Below are 17,682 nucleotides of genomic sequence, written 5' to 3' on the forward strand. Positions count from 1 at the left end.
CGACGGTGCAACCGGAGCGACGAGGGTGGCGGCCGACGGCTCTGCCCACGCCGCCCGCCGCCGCGGGATCGCCGACAAGGTCGGCTCCCACCAGTAGATCCGGGCACAAATGCCGGCGCAAAAAAAACGGCATGCCGGGGCATGCCGTTTCGGAAATATGCGTTGAAGGGTGCCCGTCAGATCTTTGCGATGCCTTCGGGGCGCTTGGCGCCGACGAAGTGCTTGGCCCAGTAGGCCTCGTTGAGGCTATCGACACGGACGGTCTTGCCCGCCGACGGCGAATGGATGAACTGGCCGTTGTCGATGTAGATGCCTACGTGCGACACGGCTTTGCCGCGTGTGCGGAAGAAGACCAGGTCGCCCGTCTTCATCTCGCTGCGCTTGACCTTCAGGCCGGCGAGAAACTGGCTGGCGGAATTGGTCGGAAGGTCGAGACCGATGCTGTGCATGAACACGTAGCGAACGAAGCCGCTGCAATCGAAACCGGTGGACGGCGCACGGCCACCACGGTGGTAACGGATGTCGCGCAGCTTCATCGCGAAGGCGAGAAGTGCCTCCCGTGCATGACCGTCGACGTGGCCGGCCAGCTTGGCGGTGGCGGCGGCGACGAGGCTGTCGTCGTCATCGTCGGCGGTGGTGTCGTCGTTGGCGGCGACCTGGCTGGCGGCGGCTGGCGCGGGTGCGATCAGCGAGGTGGCATCGGGAACGGCGGACTGGGCGAGCGCGGTGGCCGGGGCGAACACCGGCAGGTCGGTCAGGAGAAGTGCGGCGGATTGGTCGAGGCCCTGCGGGACGGTGACCGTGTCGGCAATGACGGGTGTTACGGCGGCGATACAAAACGTGGCTAACGCGAGAGCGGTCAGTCGCTTTAAATGCATGAGCGAAAAGGCCTATTCATCGTGAAGTTAAGCCGCCGTGAAGGTGAGACGACCGTGAACGAGGGGTGAAGTTACCAAACCGGATTCAACAAGTTGTTCGCATAAGGTTAAAAACGGTCATTCCTAGGAAACATTCAGAGAAGTCGCAGGAAACTGCGGCTACAGAGGCTAATTTCTGAACGGATATAAGGACTTGCTTTCACCTATGTGAGGGTCCGGCGGCGCCGTCACGGCGGGGCGGTTACCGAATCTGTGCATCAGGTCTCACACCGGCTTGTAGGACCTTGCTCCGAAGATCGCGCTGCCGATACGCACCTCGGTGCTGCCCTCGGCGATCGCGAGCGCGAAATCGCCACTCATGCCCATCGACAGGCGATCGGCGGGATGGCCGGCGTCACGCGCCCTGTCACGAAGACGATACAGCGTACGAAAACAGGCCCTTACGACGGCTTCGTCCGGCGAGGCTTCGGCGAGCGTCATCAGCCCCCGTAGCCGAAGCGAAGGAAAGGCCTTCAATTCGTCGAGGAACCCGGGAAGGGCCTCCGGTGCCAGTCCGAACTTGCTTTCCTCCCGCGAGGTCTTCACCTGGACGAGCACGTCGATGGCCCGGCCCCGCGCCTGCAGGGCCTTGTCCAAAGCCACGGCGAGGTCCAGCCGGTCCAGCGACTGCACCTCGGCGGCAAGCTTCGCCACCGCCTTGGCCTTGTTGGTCTGCAGGTGGCCTATCACGACCCAGTCGAGCCGTTCGTCGGCCAGCGCGGCCGCCTTGGCCTGGATTTCCTGCACCTTGTTCTCGCCGAAACGACGCAGGCCCAACCCCACCGCCTCGCGCACCACGTCCTCGCCGAAGGTCTTGCTGACCGGCAGCAGGGTCACCTCGCCCGGGTCGCGGCCGGCCTCGCGGCAAGCCGTGGCGATCGACTCGCGCACCGCCGCGAGACGCGTGGCCAGCGTGCCGGCGCCGTCGCTCATGCCTTCGCCGCTTCCTGGAAGTGACGCGCCACGACGTCGGCCACGACCATGCTCACGCGCTTGCCCGTCGGAATGTGCAGGAATTCATTCGGACCGTGGGCATTCGAGTGCGGACCCAGCACGCCCGTGATGAGGAACTGCGCCTGCGGGAATTTCTCGCCGAGCATGCCCATGAAAGGAATGCTGCCACCCTCGCCCATGTAGGCCGCCGGCGCGCCGAAGTAATGCTCCGAGGCTTTCGCGACGGCTTCCTCGAGCCAGGGCGACAACGCCGGCGCGTTCCAGCCGCTGCCGTCCTTTTCCAGGTCGAAGGTGACCTTCGCGCCATACGGCGGGTCCTTCTCGAGCAATTGCTTGAGGAACTTGCCCGCTTCCGCGCCGGAGAGGGTCGGCGGCACGCGCAGGCTGAGCTTCACCGAGGTCTTCGGGCGCAGCACGTTGCCGGCGCTATCGAGCGCGGGCATGCCGCCGACGCCGGTGACGGCGAGCTGGGGACGCCACGTGCGGTTGAGCACGAGTTCGGCGAGATCGTCGGTCGCCGGCTTCATGCCTTCGACGAAGGGGAACTTGTCGTACACGGCGGTACCCAGGACCTCGGCCGACCGCCGCGCCTGCTCAAGACGCTGCGGCGGGATGTCGACGTAGAGTTCCGGCGGCACGATCGCGCCCGTCCGCGGATTCTCCAGGCGGTCGAGGATCTCGCGAAGGATGCGGAAGCTCGAAGGCACCACGCCCGAGGCATCGCCGGAATGGACGCCCTCTTCCAGCACCTGCACCGTCAGGTTGCCACCGGTCATGCCGCGCAACGACGTGGTCAGCCAGAGCTGGTCGTAGTTGCCACAGCCCGAGTCGAGGCAGACCACGAGCGCGGGATTGCCGATGCGGCCGGCCAGATGGTCCACGTAGTACGGCAGGTCGTAGCTGCCCGATTCCTCGCAGGCCTCGATGAGGATCACGCAACGCGCATGCGGCACGCCCTGGTCGCGCAGAGCGAGGAGCGCCGCCAGCGACCCGAAGATGGCGTAACCGTCATCCGCGCCACCGCGGCCGTACAGCTTGTCGCCCTTGAGCACGGGCGTCCACGGACCGAGGCCTTCGGACCATCCCGTCATCTCCGGCTGCTTGTCGAGGTGGCCGTAAAGCACGACGGTTTCATCCGTGCCCTTGCCCTGCGAGCCTTGCGCGGGCACGTCGATGTAGATCAGCGGCGTACGGCCTTCCAGGCGGATGACTTCCAGCGACGCGCCTTCGAGCGCGGGCAGTTTCGAGCGCGCCCACGATTCCATCAGCGCCACCGCCTGGTCCATGTAGCCATGCTCCCGCCACCGCGCGTCGAACATCGGCGACTTGTTCGGGATACGGATGTACTCGACCAACTGCGGGACGATTTCCGCGTCCCAGAGGCCGCTGACGAAGGAAGAAATGCGGGAGGTATCCATGGCGGGCCGAACTCGTTGGGCAAAGGCCGATTGTAACAGCGACGACGGCGACGCCTTGGGCGATGTCGGCACACCCACGGCATGCGCGGCGGCATCGCCTCACCCGGATTTCGTCGTCGCGCCAGTTCGCGCGAACCCTGGCACGACGCAGAGTGCCCCTGCGTCGTCCGACGCTGTCCAAGAGGAGAATCCACGTGAACAGTCATCTAGCCACCCTCGCCGCGCTCGCCTTGCTGCTGCTCGCCCCGCTCGCTATCGCTTCGTCACCCGTGAACATCAACACCGCCGACGCGCCGACCCTCGCGCAGTCGCTGGACGGTGTCGGCCTGGCCAAGGCCCAGGCGATCGTCGCCTGGCGCGAGGCGAACGGCGCCTTCGAGTCGGCCGACCAGCTCGCCGAGGTGAAAGGCATCGGGGCGTCGCTGGTCGAGCGCAACCGTGACGCCATCCAGGTGGATGGCGGCAAGGCGGCCAGGAAGACCAAGGCAACCAGGCCGTCCAAGGCCAAGGCGGGTGCCGAGGAAGACTGAGCCCCTATTCCTCCCCTCGCCACTACCGCCGCCGGCCGAACGCGCTACACTCGCGCCCCATGCCGGCGGCGCACTTGCGCCCCCGCCAGGAACAGGGGCTTGATGATCCAATGATCCTGCCGCGTTACCGTATCGCCGATTCCGCCATTCCCGGCGCCGGCAAGGGCTTGTTCGTCGACGAATTCGTGGCCGCGGGGCGTGTCGTCACCGCCCCCGACCAGATCGATCGCACGTACGCCTGGGCCGACATCATGGCCTCCCCCGCGCTGTCCGCCGACCTGCACGCCGCCGCGCGCTGGTTCGAGGACCGCTACACCGTTTCGCCCGAATGGCCGGACGAGTGCTACGTGAACCATAGCTTCGAACCCACCGGCATCTGGCACCTCGGCTTCATCTTCGCCGCTAAAGACCTTCCGCAAGGCACTGAAATCACAGTGGATTACCGCCACCTCCTGTCCCCCGGCCAGGATGAAAGCTTCCAAGACGCGGCCACTGGTGAGAAAATAACCGGCTTGTCCTGGCAGGAAAGCCTCGCGCTGAGCACTCACGCTCTGGCTCGACTGCTCGGCTGACACTTGGTCACTTCGATGGCAATAGCAGACATTCCCGTTCTGGAAACGCCGCGCCTGCGGCTCACCGCCCTTACCGAACGCCATTTCGACGATTACGCGGCCATGCTCGCGGACGCCGAAAGCACGCGCTGGATCGGTGACGGGCAACCGCTCGACCGGATGAACGCGTGGCGCTCGATGGCCATGCTGCTGGGCCATTGGGCCCTGCGCGGTTGCGGCATGTGGGCGATCGAGCTGAAGGACACCGGCGAATTCATCGGCCGCGCGGGCCTGATGAAACCCGAAGGCTGGCCCGACCTCGAACTGGGCTGGATGCTCAAGCCGGAGCACCGTCACCACGGCTACGCCACCGAAGCCGGTGAAGCCATCCTCGATTTCGCCTGGAAGCAGATGCACGCCCAGCGTGTGATCAGCCTCGTGCGCATCGGCAACGAAGCCTCCGACCACGTCGCCGAACGCCTGGGCGGCGAGCACATCGACAACATCGATTTTCTCGGCGGCGCGACACACCTGTTCGCGTACTACCCGCCGCACCGCGAAGTACGCCGCGCCGGCTGAAGTGCCCTTACAAGGCCGGCGCGAAGTCCGTACGGCGGCGCCGATGCGGATTGACCGCCACCAGCCCCGCCAGTGCCAGCAGGCGCGACGTGCGCATCCATGCCACGACGGCCACGCCGAGCTGAACGATCAGTAAGCCCGCCAGAAGCCCGCTACCCGCACCGGTGGTATGTCCCCGCCAGGCGGCGATGAGCACCGCCAGGACGCCACCCGCCAGGGTGATCGTCAGGTAGACGAAAACGCTCGCAAAGGGGCGGCGGACGAACTGCATGAATCCCCTGCCCAGCGCGCGGAAGGCCGAACGCAAGCCGACGTCGGCGATGAACTGCGCGCGGGCCGATTCGACGATCGCCTGGGCGATCACGAAAAACAACAAGCCGACCGCCAGCGCACCGTGCTGGTACAGGTCGGCGGTCGAGGGCAGGAACGCGGCATCGACCTTGCGCTCCGCGAACGTGGACGCACCCTGCGCCACCACGACGAACAAGCCATAAGGGACCAGGGACAGGAGCATCAGGCGAAGCATGCGTCCGTATTCCATCGCCCCGCCTTGAAGCAGTCCGCCAAAGCCGAGCGCCCGGTTCGCTCGGCCACCGGCCACCGCCATGCCGGTCAGGAATGGCGACACCGCCAGCGTCAGCAGGACCCCCGCCACGAAGGCCATGCCCGTCCATCCATTGGCATCGCGCAAGGCGGAGAAGACATCGGAGAACATCAGTCCGTCGAAGTGCGCCGCCCACGTATCGGCATGCACCGAATATCCGAGCAGACGGTCGAGCACCTTCCACAACGGCAAGGCGACCACCAGGGTCGGCAGCAAGGTGATGAGTATCCACAACAGCACCAGCCGCCATTGCAGGCCGCCGAGTGCGCCATGGCCGATGGCCGCGATGGCCGAGCGTTTCTGACGGTCGTTCATAGCGTCACCAGGAAAGCGTAGAGGCCCTGCAGCAGGGCCGCGAAATCGGCGCCCCAACGATTCGATGCGGCGTGGTTGGCATCCACGGTACGGCTGTCGTCGAGCTTGTTCGCGTCCAGGTAGATCTTCCTGTCCGGATCGAGTTCGGCCGACGTGCCCTTCACCGGCTTGGTGAAGACGAAGCGGGCCCAGCGACGGTCGTCGTCCCAGTGGACGGTCTCGACCGATCCGTCCGCGAACGACACCTTGAGTGTTTGCGGCACGCGCGCACCGTCTCGCCACACCGTGACCGTCGTCTTCCACGGGAAGGGACCGGTGCCGTCGGCCGCATCGGGATGTGCGTTCTTCCATGCCTCTCGCTGTTTCGAAACAGCCTCCTCGTTCTGCTCGGACGACAGTTCGACGCGATGACCGTCCTTTATCGTGGTTCCCGCGAGCGGCAAGACTTCCTCGCTGACGATCTCTTTCACGCGGTCGTCGATACGCGCCGTGCCATAGACGTACTGGTCGAATACCTGCGCCACGACATCGGGTTTTCCCGAAACCTCGGCGATCGACGCCTGGAGGTCGGCGATCGACGGATGACGGAAGTGCCATCTCGCGTAGTACTGGCGATACGCCTTCTCCGTCACGTCCTTGCCGAGGCGTTCCTCCAGGTCATGCATGGCCGTGGCGGTGCGCGAATACACCGTGCCGTAGTCGGCGCTGGACAGGCGGTCCCACGCGTTCTGCCCGAGCGGATCGGAGGGACGCGGCAGCAGGGCGAACATCCGCTCGAGCGCGAAGACGTCCATCGGCGCTTCCACGCCGAAGAATTGCCACAGCGGCTTGGTCAGGTATACCCGCTGCTTGCGTTCGCGCAGCATGCGGTCGTCCCAGTATTCGTTGAGGCCTTCGTCCAGCATCGGCTCCTCGAATTCGTTCGAGGCGAGCAAGCCGTAGAAATAGCCATGGCCGAACTCGTGGATGGTCACGAAGTCGAGGATGTATTCGTCGAGCGTCTTCGGCTTCACCTCGGTGAAGCTATCCGCGGTGAAGAACGTGGGGTACTCCATGCCGCCCGCTTCGGATGCGTTGAACGGCGGCACCACGGCGGTCACCGTCTTGTAGGGATAAGGGCCCAGTGTCGACGAGAAGTAACCGAGCGAATCGATGGTCGCCTTCAGGACGGGTTTCGCGCTTGCCTCGTACTCGGGTGGATAGACCACCTTCACCTTCACGGGCGGGCTGCCGGGACCGGTGTACCCGCCCTCCAGCGTCTTGTAGCGGGGCGCGGCCATCCAGGCGAAGTCGTGGACATCGGCCTGGGAGAAATGCCAGGTCAGTTCGTTGCCTTCCGGAACGGGATCGCCCTGCTGTTCGCCGACGGCCGCCACCACGTAATCCCGGGGTACGGTCATGCGAACGTCGTATTCACCGAAGTCCGCATAGAACTCGCTGTTGAAATGGAATTCGTGCACGTTCCAGCGCGGCTCCGTGGCACCTCGCTCGCCGGGCAGTTCCAGCACGCCGATCTTGGGAAACCACTGGCCGACGAGGTGGAACGTGCCGACATAGCCGGTCCGCTCGATCACGCGTGGCAACTGGCTGTGGAAATTCATGTCCAGCGTGACGCTTCCGCCCGCCGGGACCGGCCGGGCCAGGTCGACGCGAACCACGGTATGGTCGGTATCGGGGCCGCCATCGGGATGGACGTAGCGCCACTTCAGCGCCGCGCCATCCTGTTCCACGTTGCCCAGGTCGATATAGCCCCACTCGCCTTTTTTCACCTCGGCGACGCCACGCGAGCCCCCGTGCGCGGCAAGTACACGTCGTTCGGTAAAGAAGGTGCTCCCCTCGCCCTCGAAGGCATTGAGATAGAGGTGCAGGAACACCGCGCCGACGGGCCGGTCACTCCGATTGCGCCAGGTCAGCTGCTGCTGGCCGTCCACGGTGTGTTTCCCCGGATCGAGGCGAGCCTGGATGCGGTAGGACACGACGCGATCGGACAGCGTCGCCTCGCTACCGGTGCGCGGTCCGCCCCAGGCGGTCGGCGCACTGGGCGTGCGCACGAAAGCGGCGTGCGCCGAGGCAAAGGGAATCTCGGCCGGCTCGATCGCCACGACAGCCGGTGCGGCGACCGTGGCCCCGGTGGCGGGGACGGGCGTGGCGGGCCGTGCTTGCGCAGGTTCCTGCGCCCATGCGCCCTGTGCGCACGCGAATGCGCCAAGCGCGACGAAACGAACGACTCTGGCTGCCTGGCGGCGCATCGATCGACCCTCCCCTTGAAGCAGATGAGATTGCGGGCTGTGGCGTGGGCCGGATATAGGCCAGAGGTCACGGTTCAGCCAGGGAACGACCGCTCGCGCATCCACTTGGTAAGGATCCACTTCTCGCCGCGGATCACGGGTGCCCCGCCATGCAACGACAATGGATCGAGCGATCCGTCGGGCGCCGTGTACTCGAAATACAGGGCCTGCCCCTTGCGCGGCACATAGCTGAAATCGATCCGGGGGAAGACGGTTTCGCCACCGGCCTCGACATCGTTGAGGTACATGATCAGGGTCGATACGCGCTGGCCGCCGTTCTTCAGGTGTGACTGGCTGCCCGGATCGTCCGGCGGGAAGAAATCGAAATGGGGCACGTACTGGGCGCCGACGCCATAACGCATGGCCTGCAGGCCCTCCCCATGGTCCTCGGGCATCCGCATGATCGCGGCGGCGCGCGCATCGACACGAGCGATCAGCTCGTTCTCCGAACGCCCGAAGTTGGCACCTTCGCTCGTCCGGATGTCCTGCACGACGCCGAAACCGGTGCCCGGGCTGACCACCTCGGAGCGAGCCAGGCGCGTGGTGGCCAGGCTGCGCAGCTGGTCGCATTCGACCGGGTCCAGCACGCCATCGAGCACGGCGATGGTCGGACGGGACACCCGAACGAGTACACGCACGCCGCGATCGCCCACATGGAGGACATGGCCATCTTCGAGGCGGCTGCTGAACGCGGCGGGTTCGGGTGCCTGCGCCGGTTGCCGCGGGGCGATACCGCCGAACAGGGCCTCGGCGATCGCGTCGCGTGCCGCCCATTCGTCGAAACGATTCTGTTTCATGATCCCGAGGATGTCAGCGGGAGCGTGGCCGGCGGCAAGCGACTCGCCGATCCAGCGGTACCAATCGGGGGTGATTTTCGTGTGCAGGCGAGCTTCCATGGCATGGCCTCCTTATGTTTGCGGAATTCCGTTTCTCATCGGGCCCATCCTATGCCAGTCCAACATCGACGGGTACCCGATGCTCCCGGAGCTATGTGCCGTCTTGGGCGTTCAGCCAGGCCAGCTTCCTCGCCTTCGGCAGGCGTTTCACCTCGTACTCGGCCTTCGACGCCGCCGAGCGGTCGGGGAAAGGGCGAAAGCCCAGTAGCCGTACCGGCGGATTGGCCCGCGTGTAACGCGCTCCCTTGCCCGCCATGTGGGCGGCATAGCGTGCGTCGAGGTCGTTGGTGATCCCCGCATACCATGCGCCGTTCCGGCATTCGATCAGATAGACGCACCACATGGTGGCGAAGCCTAGCAGCCCTGGCGGGGGCCCCTACAATGCGACCATGGAACCCAGCTACAACCTGGCGGTGAACCTTCCCCTTCGCGGAAGCGTCGTGACCCGCCTTCGCGCCGCGCTGGCCACCACGCCGGTGGATGCCGAGTCGCTCGCGTATCCCGATCCCGCCGGCGCCCTGTGGATCAGGAAGGCGATCGCGCGCTGGCTCGAACGCGTGGGAGGGCACGGCCCGGTCGACCCCCTGCTCATCGCCCTGACGATCGGCGCGCGGCATGCGCTCGCCTTCGCCCTGGCCGCGTCCGCCACCGGGAGGCATGCGGCCATCCTCGTCGAGGAACACACGTACCATGGCGTCCGTCGCATGGCACGGCACTTCGGCACGCGTTGCGTCGACGTGGCGATGGACCGGCATGGCATGAAGCCCGATGCCTTGATGCAGGCGGCCGTGCAATCCCGCGCCCGGGCCCTGTATGTCCAGCCCACGTTGCAGAACCCGACGACGGCGACCATGCCGCTGGAGCGGCGCCTGGACATCGTGGAGGTCGCGGAGCGCCTTGGCCTGACCATCGTCGAGGGCGACGTCTACTCACCGCTGCATCGGCCGGTGCGCGAGGGCCTGCCGCCACTGGCCCGCCTCGCTCCCCACCGAACCGTGCATTGCGGGGGCATCGGCAAGATCCTCGGCCCGGGCCTGCGGGTCGGCTGGATGTTGCATGCCGACACGGCGGCGCAGGCGGCTACATCGGCCAGGATCCAGCTCGAGCAGGACGGCCTGCCAGCGCTTCCGGCCTCCATCGTCGCCCGCTGGATGGACGACGGCACGGCGGAGGCGCTACTCGACGAACTGACCGTCGCCATGGCGTCGCGCGCCGAAATGGCCCGCCGGATCATCGGCGAAAACCTGGTCACATCCGGAAGCGGCCTGCACGCGTGGCTTCCGCTGCCGGAGGCGTCCGCCATGGAGGAACGCCTCCTCGCACGCGGCGTCCACGTCGCCGCGTCGAAGCACTTCGTCGGCACGGGGCAACCGGCTGCCGGCATCCGCCTCGCCATGGGTGCCGAGGAAGATCCCAGCCGGCTCGAAGAAGCTTTGCGGATCGTGGCCGCCGAGCGCTGAAGGATCAGCCTCGGGCCGATGTCAGTTTTTCGAGTGCCTTGCCTACCGCCGCGAAGGCGAACGCCCCGGTCACGTGCGTGGCTGCGCCCAACCCACCGCCGCAGTCGAGCTTGAGCGCGTCGCCACCGGGCGGACGCACCCCGCAGACACTGCCGTCGGCCTGCGGATAGCGCACGTTCTGCAGCGAGTAGACCGCGGAAACACCGAAGAAGCGGTCCGGGTTGCGGGGGAATCCATGTTCCTGGCGAAGCTTCTTCCGGATCATGCTGAGCATGGCGTCGTGCTCGGTCCGCGAAAGGTCGCGAACACGGACCTGGGTGGGGTCGGTACGTCCGCCCGCCGCGCCGACGGTCACCAGCGGGACCTTGCGCCGGCGGCACCAGACGATGGTCTCGAGCTTGACCTTGAGTGCGTCGCAGGCGTCGATCACCACGTCGTAGTTGCGGTCCAGCAGGTCGTCGAGGGTCGACGGGGTGAGGAAACGCTCTACCGCTTCCAGGCGGATGGTCGGGCTGATCGCATGCGCGCGTTCGGCGACGACGCCCACCTTGGGTTTTCCGTACTGGCCGTCCAGCGCGTGCAGCTGGCGGTTCGTGTTCGACAGGCAGACGTCGTCGCCGTCGATCAGGGTGAGCCGGCCTATGCCGCTCCGGGCCAGGGCCTCGGCCGCCCAGGAGCCCACCCCACCCACGCCGATCACGCAGACATGCGCATGCGCGAGGCGGTCCAGGCTGCCGCGGCCGTACAGCCGCTCGATGCCGGCGAAACGTTCTGCCTGGGCCGTACTCACGTGGGTCTCGATCAAGGAATCCGTGTTCATTGTCTCATATCGAAAGAATGGGACCGTCGGCTATGCTGGCGGCCTCGTGCTGCCATGGACCACCGATGCGCCCGTTGTTACTCGTCATCCTCGGACTCGTGGTCGGCGCGATGGGTGCCACCTTCGCCTTGTCCGCGCTGCGCCAGGGAACGCCGTACCATCTCGGCGTGATGGCGGTCACGCAGCATCACATGGGCGTCCTGCGCGCCAACGTGCGGGCGAAACAATGCGATGCCAAGAGCTCGCTGGCCCATCTGTCGCGCATGCGGGAAAACGCCGGGGATGTCCGCGAGGCCTTCCCCGGCATGGACGCGCCCTTCTACGACGGAGGGGACAAGCTCGTCGTGGCGCTCGACGACGCCATTTCCCATGCCCCTGGCAGCTGTGCGGCCCTGGCCGGCGTGCTCGCCCCCATCGGCGAGGCCTGCCAGGCCTGCCACCAGCGGTACCGATGAACGCGTTCGCCTGCCCCTCGAACCTGTGACGGACGCCATGCCCTCCATGTCCACGCCTCCGGACAATTCGACCCGCCCCCGGCAGTTCTTCCGCATGCGGTTATGGCTGCTGCTGCGCGCGATGGCCCGGTTCGAAACGACGATGTTCCTGCGCACGCGTTATTCGCAACCGAAAATGGTCGCGATCGGCGTGGTCGGCAGTTTTTCCCTCGCCGTGTACTACCCGGTATGGGCGTACCTGTTCCCGCAGCCGTACGAGAACCTGCCCATGCGGCTGCTTTGCAGCGCCACCTTCATCCCGCTGGCCTTGTTGCCATGGTGGCCGCGGCGCCTGCGCACGCACCTGCCGACGTACTGGTACTTCGCAATGACCGTGGCGATGCCGTTCTTCGTCGGCTACATGACCTTGCGCAACGCCACGCCGGCATGGCTCATGACCCACCTCGCCTGCGTGATGCTGCTGATGATGCTGTTCGACATCGCCAGCTTCCTCGTGGTGTTCACCCTGGGCAGCCTGATCGCCGCGCTGGCGTTCGTGCTTTCGCCGGATGCGCACCTGCACACCCAGACGATGCTCGAGTACATCCCTCTCCTGCTGTTCGCAATGGTCGGCGGAGCCACCTGTACCGTGTCGTCCAACATGGCCGAACAGTCGAGGATCGACGCCCTGACGGCCGCCTCGAACAACATCGCCCATGAGTTGCGCACCCCCCTGGGTTCCTTGCGCATCGCCGCGCGCGCCGTCGCCCGCTTCATGCCGGACCTGCTCCGCAGCCACCGGCTGGCCGAGAGCCAGGGGCTGCCCGTACCCGACGTGCGCGCACAGAACCTGCACGCGCTGGAGCGCAGCATCGGCGTCATGGAGCGCGAGGTCACCTACGCGAACACCATCATCGACATGCTGCTGCTCTCCGCCCGGCCGATCGGCGAGGTACCGCTCACCCCGCTGGGGGCGCGCGAATGCGTGGAACAGGCCCTGCGCCGCTTCCCCTATGGCTCGCGCGCGGAGCGCGAAAGGATCACTCTGTCACCCACGGGCGATTTTCGCCTGCTCGGGGAGGAAGCGTTGGTGGTCCATGTGCTCTTCAATTTGCTGCGCAACGCCCTGTTCCACATCGATCGGGCCGGCAAGGGGGAGATCGGGGTGTATATCGAGCCGGACGAACAGGCCAACCGGATACGGGTCCTCGACACCGGCCCCGGCATCCCGCCGGACGTGCTCCCCCGTATCTTCAACCGTTTCTATTCCTATTCGAGCGACAGCGCCGGGAGCGGAACCATCACCGGATTGGGCATAGGTCTCGCTTTTTGTCGCGCGGCGATGGAGCATATGGGCGGTGGCATCGCATGCCGTACCAACCTGGGCGAATTCACCGAGTTCACCCTTACCTTCCCGCATCCGGAGACCGGGGACCGGCAGTGATGACGCTGAACTCACAGGGCGATATCCAGCCCTTCCATTTCCCGACCACGACGGTACTCGTGGATGACCACGAGGAATACCTCGACGTCGTCCCGTTGCTGCTCGACCCGATGGTGCGGGTGCGCACGTTCAGTTCCCCGCGAAGCGCCCTGGCCACGCTGGGCAACAACGGCAGCCGCCCCGTGCCTGGCGGCGGCTGGCTGTACCGCTGGAAAGACCGTCCTTCGGAAACGCAGGAACTGGTCGCCCTGGACATCGACTCGATCCACCGGGTGGTCTACGACCCCGAGCGGTTCGCCGAGATCTCCGTGGTGGTGGTCGATCAGGCCATGCCCGAGATGGACGGCATCACCTTCTGCAAGCGCCTGCCGAATCCGCATATCGGCAAGATCCTCCTGACCGGCCGCGCCGACGACGCGACGGCTATCGATGCCTTCAATTCAGGGGTGATCGACCGCTTCATCCGGAAGAACGACCCGCTCGCGATCGAAAAATTGCAGACCGCCATCACCGAACTGCAGCACCGTTACTTCGAACGCGCCAGCGCCTTCGTCGCCGAGACCTTGGCCCTGGGCAATTTCCGTTTCCTGCGCGACCCGGCCTTCCGCGAAGTCCTGCAGAGCGTCACGGCCACGTTCCAGCCTGTGGAATGCTACGTGCACTGCAATCCCACCGGGCTGCTCCTGGTCGACGCATGGGGCATCGGCCGTTTCCTCCTCGTCCAGACGGACGAGGACCTGCGCACGCATTATGAAATCGCGGCGGATCTGGGGGCGCCGGCCACGGTCCTGGAAGCCCTGCGCAGTGGCGAGGCCCTGCCCTGGTTCAATTCACGGGACGGCTTCTACCACAAGGGCGTCAGCCATCCGGAATCGCACCTGTACCCGGCAACGGCCATTTCCGGCGAACAGTGGTACTACTACGCTCTCATCGACGACGTGGAGCGGTTCCGCCTGCAGCATGTGAAGTCTTACCGCACATGGCTACGCGAACAGGACCTGAGCCTGGCCGCCGACAGCAGGCCGCGCTTCATCTAGCCGGGCCCTGAATCCAAACGAGTTCACCTTCCCGTGGCGGAGCTTCCGGCGCGCGCGGTAGCCGTTCGGCCCGAAAATCCATCGTCACGTTCGGACCACCCGGTCCCCGGGACGTCTCTCTGGTAATGGCATGAGGCAGGGGTTCCGCACGGCGGTGCCCTGGCGGGACGCCTCCCTCTCTAACGAATTCGCGTCTGCCCGGGCGAGGCCGACGCGTGCCGCCCCTCGGGCGGCGCCTGAATTCGCCCATCCATTCACCAGAGAGAGATGAACCATGGAAAACGTTTCCGTCCTGCATCGCCCTGCCAAGGCACCCGCGCTTCCTGATTTCGTCGCACGAAGGGTCGATCGATTCCACAACGAACGCGTGGCGGTCGACTGGGGTGGGCGTCACATTTTGAGGGGCCGCCGGCCGCGCGATGGCGACCTCATGCTCCAGAGCAACGACTATCTCTCCATCGCGGGGCATCCCGGGATCGTCGAAGCGCAGCGCACGTCCCTGGCCGAAGGGGGCCTGGGAATGATGATGTCGGCGCTGTTCCAGCAGGATGCCGGGTTGCCGTTGCACCGCGTGGAAGCCGAGTTGGCGCGAGCCGTCGGCAGCGAGGACGGCATCCTGGCCCAATCCGGTTTCGCGGCCAACGTGGGCCTCATCCAATCCATCGCCACGGAACGCGTGCCGGTGTACGTCGACATGCTGGCCCACGCGTCACTGTGGGAAGGCATCCGCAGCGCGGGCGCCAAGGCCGTGTCCGTGCTGCACAACGACGTGGCCCACCTCGAACGGCAGGTGTTGCGCAACGGCCAGGGCGTGATCGTCGTCGATGCGGTCTACAGCACCAACGGAAGCGTGGCTCCGCTGGTCGAGATCGCGCGCGTGGCCCGGGAGCACGGTTGCGTCCTCGTCGTGGACGAATCCCATTCGCTCGGTACGCACGGGCGCCGCGGCGAAGGCCTCGTGGCCAGCCTCGGCCTCAACGATCGCGTGCACTTCATCACGGCCAGCCTGGCCAAGGCCTACTGCTCCCGCGCGGGCTTCATCGCCTGCACGACGCATTTCAAGGACTACTTCGGCTGCGAGGCGCTGCCCGCAATTTTCAGTTCGTCCCTGTTGCCCTATGAACTGGCGGGCCTTTCGGCCGCGCACCGGGTCATTCAGGCCGAAGGCTGGCGCAGGCGCCGGCTGCGCGGGATCACCCGCCACGTGCGCCGCGAACTGGCCGCATTGGGCTACCCCATCGGGGACGGCACCGAGCAGATCGTCGCGTTCGAGGCGGGGCAGGAAATCCTGACCGGCCGCGTGCGCGACATCATGGAGCGCCACGGCGTGTTCGGCTCGGTGTTCAGCGCGCCGGCGACGACGGTCAACCGTTCACTGCTGCGATTGACCCTGAACGCCGGCATGAGCGACGCGGACGTGGAAAGGCTGGTCGAGGTGTGCCGGCGAGCCCGCGGCGAGATGGCGATCGATTCGTGGAGCGCGGCGCGGCGCGCGCAGCGCGAATGCCATCGCCAGGATGCCTCCGCCGAGGTCGCATGATGGACGCCCGGCCCGACCCCGGCCAGCTCAGCGCAACGATACGCGCCCGCGCAAGATGTCGGCGAACATCATCCAGTCGCCCATGAGGCTGTAGATCGGATGGCGAAAGGTCGCCGGCCGGTTTTTCTCGAACACGAAGTGCCCGATCCAGGCGAAACCGTAGCCACCGACCAGCGCCAGCACCAACCAACGGAGCTGGCCGGTGGCGACGAGCATGACCAACGCCACCAGTACGACCCAACTCCCGGCGAAATGGAGTCGGCGGCAACGCACGTCGGCATGCTCGCCGAGGTAGTAGGGATAGAACTCGCGGAAACTGGTGAACCTGGCCATGCCCTTGCTGCTCCGATCAGTAGGTGGGCAGGGGAATCCGCTCGTACTCGTCGCCGGGCACGACCGGGAAGCGGCCGGCGGACCAGTCGGCCTTGGCTGCCTCGATCAACGCATTCGAACTGGCCACGAAATTCCACCACAGATGGCGCTCGCCATCGAGTGGGGCGCCACCGAACAACATCACCAGCGATCGCTCCTTCGCTTCCAGCACCGGCGGCTCGCCCTCGTGTGCCACGGCCATCTCCAGCGCGGCGAGATCGGTCTCGCCGAAGCGCGCGGCGCCCTCGACCACGTAGGCGCCCCATTCCGCATGCTGAGCGGGCATCGACAGACGGGCGCCCTTCTCGAGGCGCGCCTCGACGAAGAACATGGGAGCGAACACGCGTACCGGCGACGTCTCGCCGAAGGCATCGCCTGCGATGATGACGAGCCGGACACCGTCACGCTCCACTTTCGGCAACTCGCCCGCGGCGTGATGGTGAAATTCCGGGTCGATGCCTTCGTGCGACTTCGGCAAGGCCACCCAGACCTGGATGCCGTGCAGGTTGCCGCCGTGCCGCGCCTCCGGCGGGGTGCGCTCGGAATGCACGATGCCGCGGCCGGCGGTCATCCAGTTCACGTCGCCAGGATGGATGTCCACCGCGCTGCCAAGGCTGTCGCGGTGGCGGATCACGCCATCGAACAGCCACGTGACGGTGGCGAGGCCGATATGCGGATGCGGACGAACATCGAGTCCCGCGTCGTCGGCGAACGCCGCGGGGCCCATCTGGTCGAAGAATACGAAGGGTCCGACGTGCCGCGCCTTCAGGTGCGGAAGCATGCGCCGTACGACGAATCCGTTGCCGAGATCGCGCGGCTTGCCGTCGATGGGGATGGTGGTCATGGGTGGCTCCGCAGGACACGCGAAAGCCCCTCCGGCGCGGCTGCGCCGAAGGGGCGGAAGTCATGCAAGGACGGGCGGCTCAAGGCCAACCCGAACGAATCACTTCGGGACGACGTTATCCGCCTGCGGGCCCTTCTGGCCCTGGGTCACGGTGTATTCCACCTTCTGGCCTTCCTGCAGCGACTTGAAGCCGTTGCCCTGGATGGAACGGAAATGCACGAACACATCCGGACCACCTTCATCCTGGGTGATGAAGCCAAAGCCCTTGGCGTCGTTGAACCACTTCACAGTACCTGTTGCCATCACACACACCTCTATCCAACACTCGAAAACCGGCTCGCGAGCCGGCGACTTACTGGGAATGCAGGACCGGGTGAAGCGATGGAGCGTCAGACTGCTCGCTTACATCGGGTCACTCGCGTGACCGCGCAGACACAGTGGCTCAGATAATAACCACATTTTTCGGAAGTTCTGTAGGGGAACCCCTACAGGAGACGATTTTTTGACGTCGATCACGTAGAAAAGCGTGAAGAAGCGGGGAAATGGGATCCTTCGCCTCTATTGATCGGTGTCGGGGGCTCGGCTTCGCCCTCGCGTTCGTCGTGTGCGTGGCGGGGGAGCTGCCGGGCGCCACCCTCGGCGCGACGGTAGTCGCCGTCCCTTGGGCAAGGATGCCGCT

Annotated in this window: 19 protein-coding genes; 8 read left to right on the forward strand and 11 right to left on the reverse strand. The window is 66.0% G+C overall.

Translation table 11 applies throughout. From position 1 onward, the window contains the following. Window positions 1-176: 176 nt before the first annotated feature. The 3 genes from ACR9ZJ_RS14755 to ACR9ZJ_RS14765 form a co-directional block, all read right to left on the reverse strand. On the reverse strand, window positions 177-878 hold the full coding sequence (locus tag ACR9ZJ_RS14755) for a C40 family peptidase (protein ID WP_481280910.1): 702 nt from the start codon (window positions 876-878) through the stop codon (window positions 177-179). 264 nt (window positions 879-1,142) lie between these two features. Further along, the gene (locus tag ACR9ZJ_RS14760) at window positions 1,143-1,850 is read right to left on the reverse strand and encodes a YggS family pyridoxal phosphate-dependent enzyme (protein ID WP_481288164.1); all 708 of its coding nucleotides are present in this window, start codon (window positions 1,848-1,850) and stop codon (window positions 1,143-1,145) included. Next, window positions 1,847-3,289: a M20 family metallopeptidase gene (locus tag ACR9ZJ_RS14765; protein ID WP_481280912.1), complete on the reverse strand. Its 1,443-nt coding sequence runs from the start codon at window positions 3,287-3,289 to the stop codon at window positions 1,847-1,849. The genes ACR9ZJ_RS14760 and ACR9ZJ_RS14765 overlap by 4 nt, the downstream gene beginning before the upstream one ends. A 194-nt stretch (window positions 3,290-3,483) precedes the next feature. Between ACR9ZJ_RS14765 and ACR9ZJ_RS14770 the strand changes: the two genes are divergently transcribed. The 3 genes from ACR9ZJ_RS14770 to ACR9ZJ_RS14780 all read left to right on the forward strand — a co-directional run bounded on the left by ACR9ZJ_RS14770 (window position 3,484) and on the right by ACR9ZJ_RS14780 (window position 4,949). Continuing rightward, on the forward strand, window positions 3,484-3,819 hold the full coding sequence (locus tag ACR9ZJ_RS14770) for a ComEA family DNA-binding protein (RefSeq protein WP_481280913.1): 336 nt from the start codon (window positions 3,484-3,486) through the stop codon (window positions 3,817-3,819). Between the two features lie 110 nt (window positions 3,820-3,929). After that, on the forward strand, window positions 3,930-4,391 hold the full coding sequence (locus tag ACR9ZJ_RS14775) for an SET domain-containing protein-lysine N-methyltransferase (protein ID WP_481280914.1): 462 nt from the start codon (window positions 3,930-3,932) through the stop codon (window positions 4,389-4,391). A gap of 21 nt (window positions 4,392-4,412) precedes the next feature. Then, window positions 4,413-4,949, forward strand: coding sequence for a GNAT family N-acetyltransferase (locus ACR9ZJ_RS14780; RefSeq protein ID WP_306847975.1), 537 nt, complete (start codon window positions 4,413-4,415; stop codon window positions 4,947-4,949). Between the two features lie 7 nt (window positions 4,950-4,956). On the opposite strand, the gene ACR9ZJ_RS14785 is transcribed toward ACR9ZJ_RS14780, so the two are convergent. The 4 genes from ACR9ZJ_RS14785 to ACR9ZJ_RS14800 form a co-directional block, all read right to left on the reverse strand. Continuing rightward, entirely contained in the window at window positions 4,957-5,868 is a 912-nt protein-coding gene (locus tag ACR9ZJ_RS14785; RefSeq protein WP_481288165.1) for a hypothetical protein, read from the reverse strand. Next, a complete protein-coding gene (locus ACR9ZJ_RS14790; protein ID WP_481288166.1) occupies window positions 5,865-8,117 on the reverse strand; it encodes a M1 family metallopeptidase in 2,253 nt (750 codons plus the stop codon). Before ACR9ZJ_RS14790 ends, ACR9ZJ_RS14785 begins: the two co-directional genes overlap by 4 nt. Window positions 8,118-8,191: 74 nt before the next feature. Further along, window positions 8,192-9,052: a 2OG-Fe(II) oxygenase gene (locus ACR9ZJ_RS14795; protein WP_481280917.1), complete on the reverse strand. Its 861-nt coding sequence runs from the start codon at window positions 9,050-9,052 to the stop codon at window positions 8,192-8,194. Window positions 9,053-9,143: 91 nt separating this feature from the next. After that, window positions 9,144-9,395 (reverse strand): GIY-YIG nuclease family protein, encoded by a 252-nt coding sequence (locus ACR9ZJ_RS14800; protein WP_481288167.1) that lies wholly within the window; start codon window positions 9,393-9,395, stop codon window positions 9,144-9,146. 46 nt (window positions 9,396-9,441) lie between these two features. On the opposite strand from ACR9ZJ_RS14800, the gene ACR9ZJ_RS14805 reads away from it, so the two are divergent. Further along, a complete protein-coding gene (locus tag ACR9ZJ_RS14805) occupies window positions 9,442-10,512 on the forward strand; it encodes an aminotransferase-like domain-containing protein (RefSeq protein ID WP_481288168.1) in 1,071 nt (356 codons plus the stop codon). Between the two features lie 4 nt (window positions 10,513-10,516). On the opposite strand, the gene ACR9ZJ_RS14810 is transcribed toward ACR9ZJ_RS14805, so the two are convergent. After that, the gene (locus ACR9ZJ_RS14810; RefSeq protein ID WP_481280920.1) at window positions 10,517-11,332 is read right to left on the reverse strand and encodes a tRNA threonylcarbamoyladenosine dehydratase; all 816 of its coding nucleotides are present in this window, start codon (window positions 11,330-11,332) and stop codon (window positions 10,517-10,519) included. A 65-nt stretch (window positions 11,333-11,397) separates the two neighbouring features. Here ACR9ZJ_RS14810 and ACR9ZJ_RS14815 point away from each other — a divergent pair, with 65 nt between their 5' ends. From ACR9ZJ_RS14815 to cqsA, 4 genes are all read left to right on the forward strand, one after another. Further along, window positions 11,398-11,787: a cytochrome c gene (locus ACR9ZJ_RS14815; protein ID WP_481288169.1), complete on the forward strand. Its 390-nt coding sequence runs from the start codon at window positions 11,398-11,400 to the stop codon at window positions 11,785-11,787. Between the two features lie 46 nt (window positions 11,788-11,833). Then, entirely contained in the window at window positions 11,834-13,210 is a 1,377-nt protein-coding gene (locus tag ACR9ZJ_RS14820) for a sensor histidine kinase (RefSeq protein WP_481280922.1), read from the forward strand. After that, window positions 13,210-14,247 carry a response regulator gene (locus ACR9ZJ_RS14825; protein WP_306847883.1) on the forward strand — a complete coding sequence of 346 codons (1,038 nt, stop codon included), beginning with the start codon at window positions 13,210-13,212 and terminating at the stop codon, window positions 14,245-14,247. Before ACR9ZJ_RS14820 ends, ACR9ZJ_RS14825 begins: the two co-directional genes overlap by 1 nt. Before the next feature lie 274 nt (window positions 14,248-14,521). Next, complete coding sequence (gene cqsA / locus ACR9ZJ_RS14830; RefSeq protein WP_481288170.1) at window positions 14,522-15,787, forward strand: alpha-hydroxyketone-type quorum-sensing autoinducer synthase; 1,266 nt, start codon at window positions 14,522-14,524, stop codon at window positions 15,785-15,787. Window positions 15,788-15,814: 27 nt separating this feature from the next. Here cqsA and ACR9ZJ_RS14835 read toward each other — a convergent pair whose 3' ends face one another. From ACR9ZJ_RS14835 to cspE, 3 genes are all read right to left on the reverse strand, one after another. Next, window positions 15,815-16,120: an Mpo1-like protein gene (locus tag ACR9ZJ_RS14835; protein ID WP_481288171.1), complete on the reverse strand. Its 306-nt coding sequence runs from the start codon at window positions 16,118-16,120 to the stop codon at window positions 15,815-15,817. A 16-nt stretch (window positions 16,121-16,136) separates the two neighbouring features. After that, window positions 16,137-17,003 (reverse strand): pirin family protein, encoded by an 867-nt coding sequence (locus ACR9ZJ_RS14840; RefSeq protein WP_481288172.1) that lies wholly within the window; start codon window positions 17,001-17,003, stop codon window positions 16,137-16,139. Between the two features lie 99 nt (window positions 17,004-17,102). After that, the gene (gene cspE / locus ACR9ZJ_RS14845) at window positions 17,103-17,306 is read right to left on the reverse strand and encodes a transcription antiterminator/RNA stability regulator CspE (protein ID WP_089973954.1); all 204 of its coding nucleotides are present in this window, start codon (window positions 17,304-17,306) and stop codon (window positions 17,103-17,105) included. Window positions 17,307-17,682 lie beyond the last annotated feature (376 nt).

This window comes from Luteibacter sp. KNZ12-1A, assembly GCF_056755675.1.

Excerpts from the sequence above, each read along its gene's own strand:
- ACR9ZJ_RS14840 (WP_481288172.1), bottom strand. The coding sequence starts at position 17,003 with ATGACCACCATCCCCATCGACGGCAAGCCGCGCGATCTCGGCAACGGA.
- ACR9ZJ_RS14835 (WP_481288171.1), bottom strand. The coding sequence starts at position 16,120 with ATGGCCAGGTTCACCAGTTTCCGCGAGTTCTATCCCTACTACCTCGGC.
- ACR9ZJ_RS14800 (WP_481288167.1), bottom strand. The coding sequence starts at position 9,395 with ATGTGGTGCGTCTATCTGATCGAATGCCGGAACGGCGCATGGTATGCG.
- ACR9ZJ_RS14825 (WP_306847883.1), top strand. The coding sequence starts at position 13,210 with ATGACGCTGAACTCACAGGGCGATATCCAGCCCTTCCATTTCCCGACC.
- ACR9ZJ_RS14805 (WP_481288168.1), top strand. The coding sequence starts at position 9,442 with ATGGAACCCAGCTACAACCTGGCGGTGAACCTTCCCCTTCGCGGAAGC.
- ACR9ZJ_RS14795 (WP_481280917.1), bottom strand. The coding sequence starts at position 9,052 with ATGGAAGCTCGCCTGCACACGAAAATCACCCCCGATTGGTACCGCTGG.
- cqsA (WP_481288170.1), top strand. The coding sequence starts at position 14,522 with ATGGAAAACGTTTCCGTCCTGCATCGCCCTGCCAAGGCACCCGCGCTT.
- cspE (WP_089973954.1), bottom strand. The coding sequence starts at position 17,306 with ATGGCAACAGGTACTGTGAAGTGGTTCAACGACGCCAAGGGCTTTGGC.
- ACR9ZJ_RS14785 (WP_481288165.1), bottom strand. The coding sequence starts at position 5,868 with ATGAACGACCGTCAGAAACGCTCGGCCATCGCGGCCATCGGCCATGGC.
- ACR9ZJ_RS14755 (WP_481280910.1), bottom strand. The coding sequence starts at position 878 with ATGCATTTAAAGCGACTGACCGCTCTCGCGTTAGCCACGTTTTGTATC.
- ACR9ZJ_RS14765 (WP_481280912.1), bottom strand. The coding sequence starts at position 3,289 with ATGGATACCTCCCGCATTTCTTCCTTCGTCAGCGGCCTCTGGGACGCG.
- ACR9ZJ_RS14760 (WP_481288164.1), bottom strand. The coding sequence starts at position 1,850 with ATGAGCGACGGCGCCGGCACGCTGGCCACGCGTCTCGCGGCGGTGCGC.
- ACR9ZJ_RS14775 (WP_481280914.1), top strand. The coding sequence starts at position 3,930 with ATGATCCTGCCGCGTTACCGTATCGCCGATTCCGCCATTCCCGGCGCC.
- ACR9ZJ_RS14815 (WP_481288169.1), top strand. The coding sequence starts at position 11,398 with ATGCGCCCGTTGTTACTCGTCATCCTCGGACTCGTGGTCGGCGCGATG.
- ACR9ZJ_RS14810 (WP_481280920.1), bottom strand. The coding sequence starts at position 11,332 with ATGAACACGGATTCCTTGATCGAGACCCACGTGAGTACGGCCCAGGCA.
- ACR9ZJ_RS14790 (WP_481288166.1), bottom strand. The coding sequence starts at position 8,117 with ATGCGCCGCCAGGCAGCCAGAGTCGTTCGTTTCGTCGCGCTTGGCGCA.
- ACR9ZJ_RS14820 (WP_481280922.1), top strand. The coding sequence starts at position 11,834 with ATGTCCACGCCTCCGGACAATTCGACCCGCCCCCGGCAGTTCTTCCGC.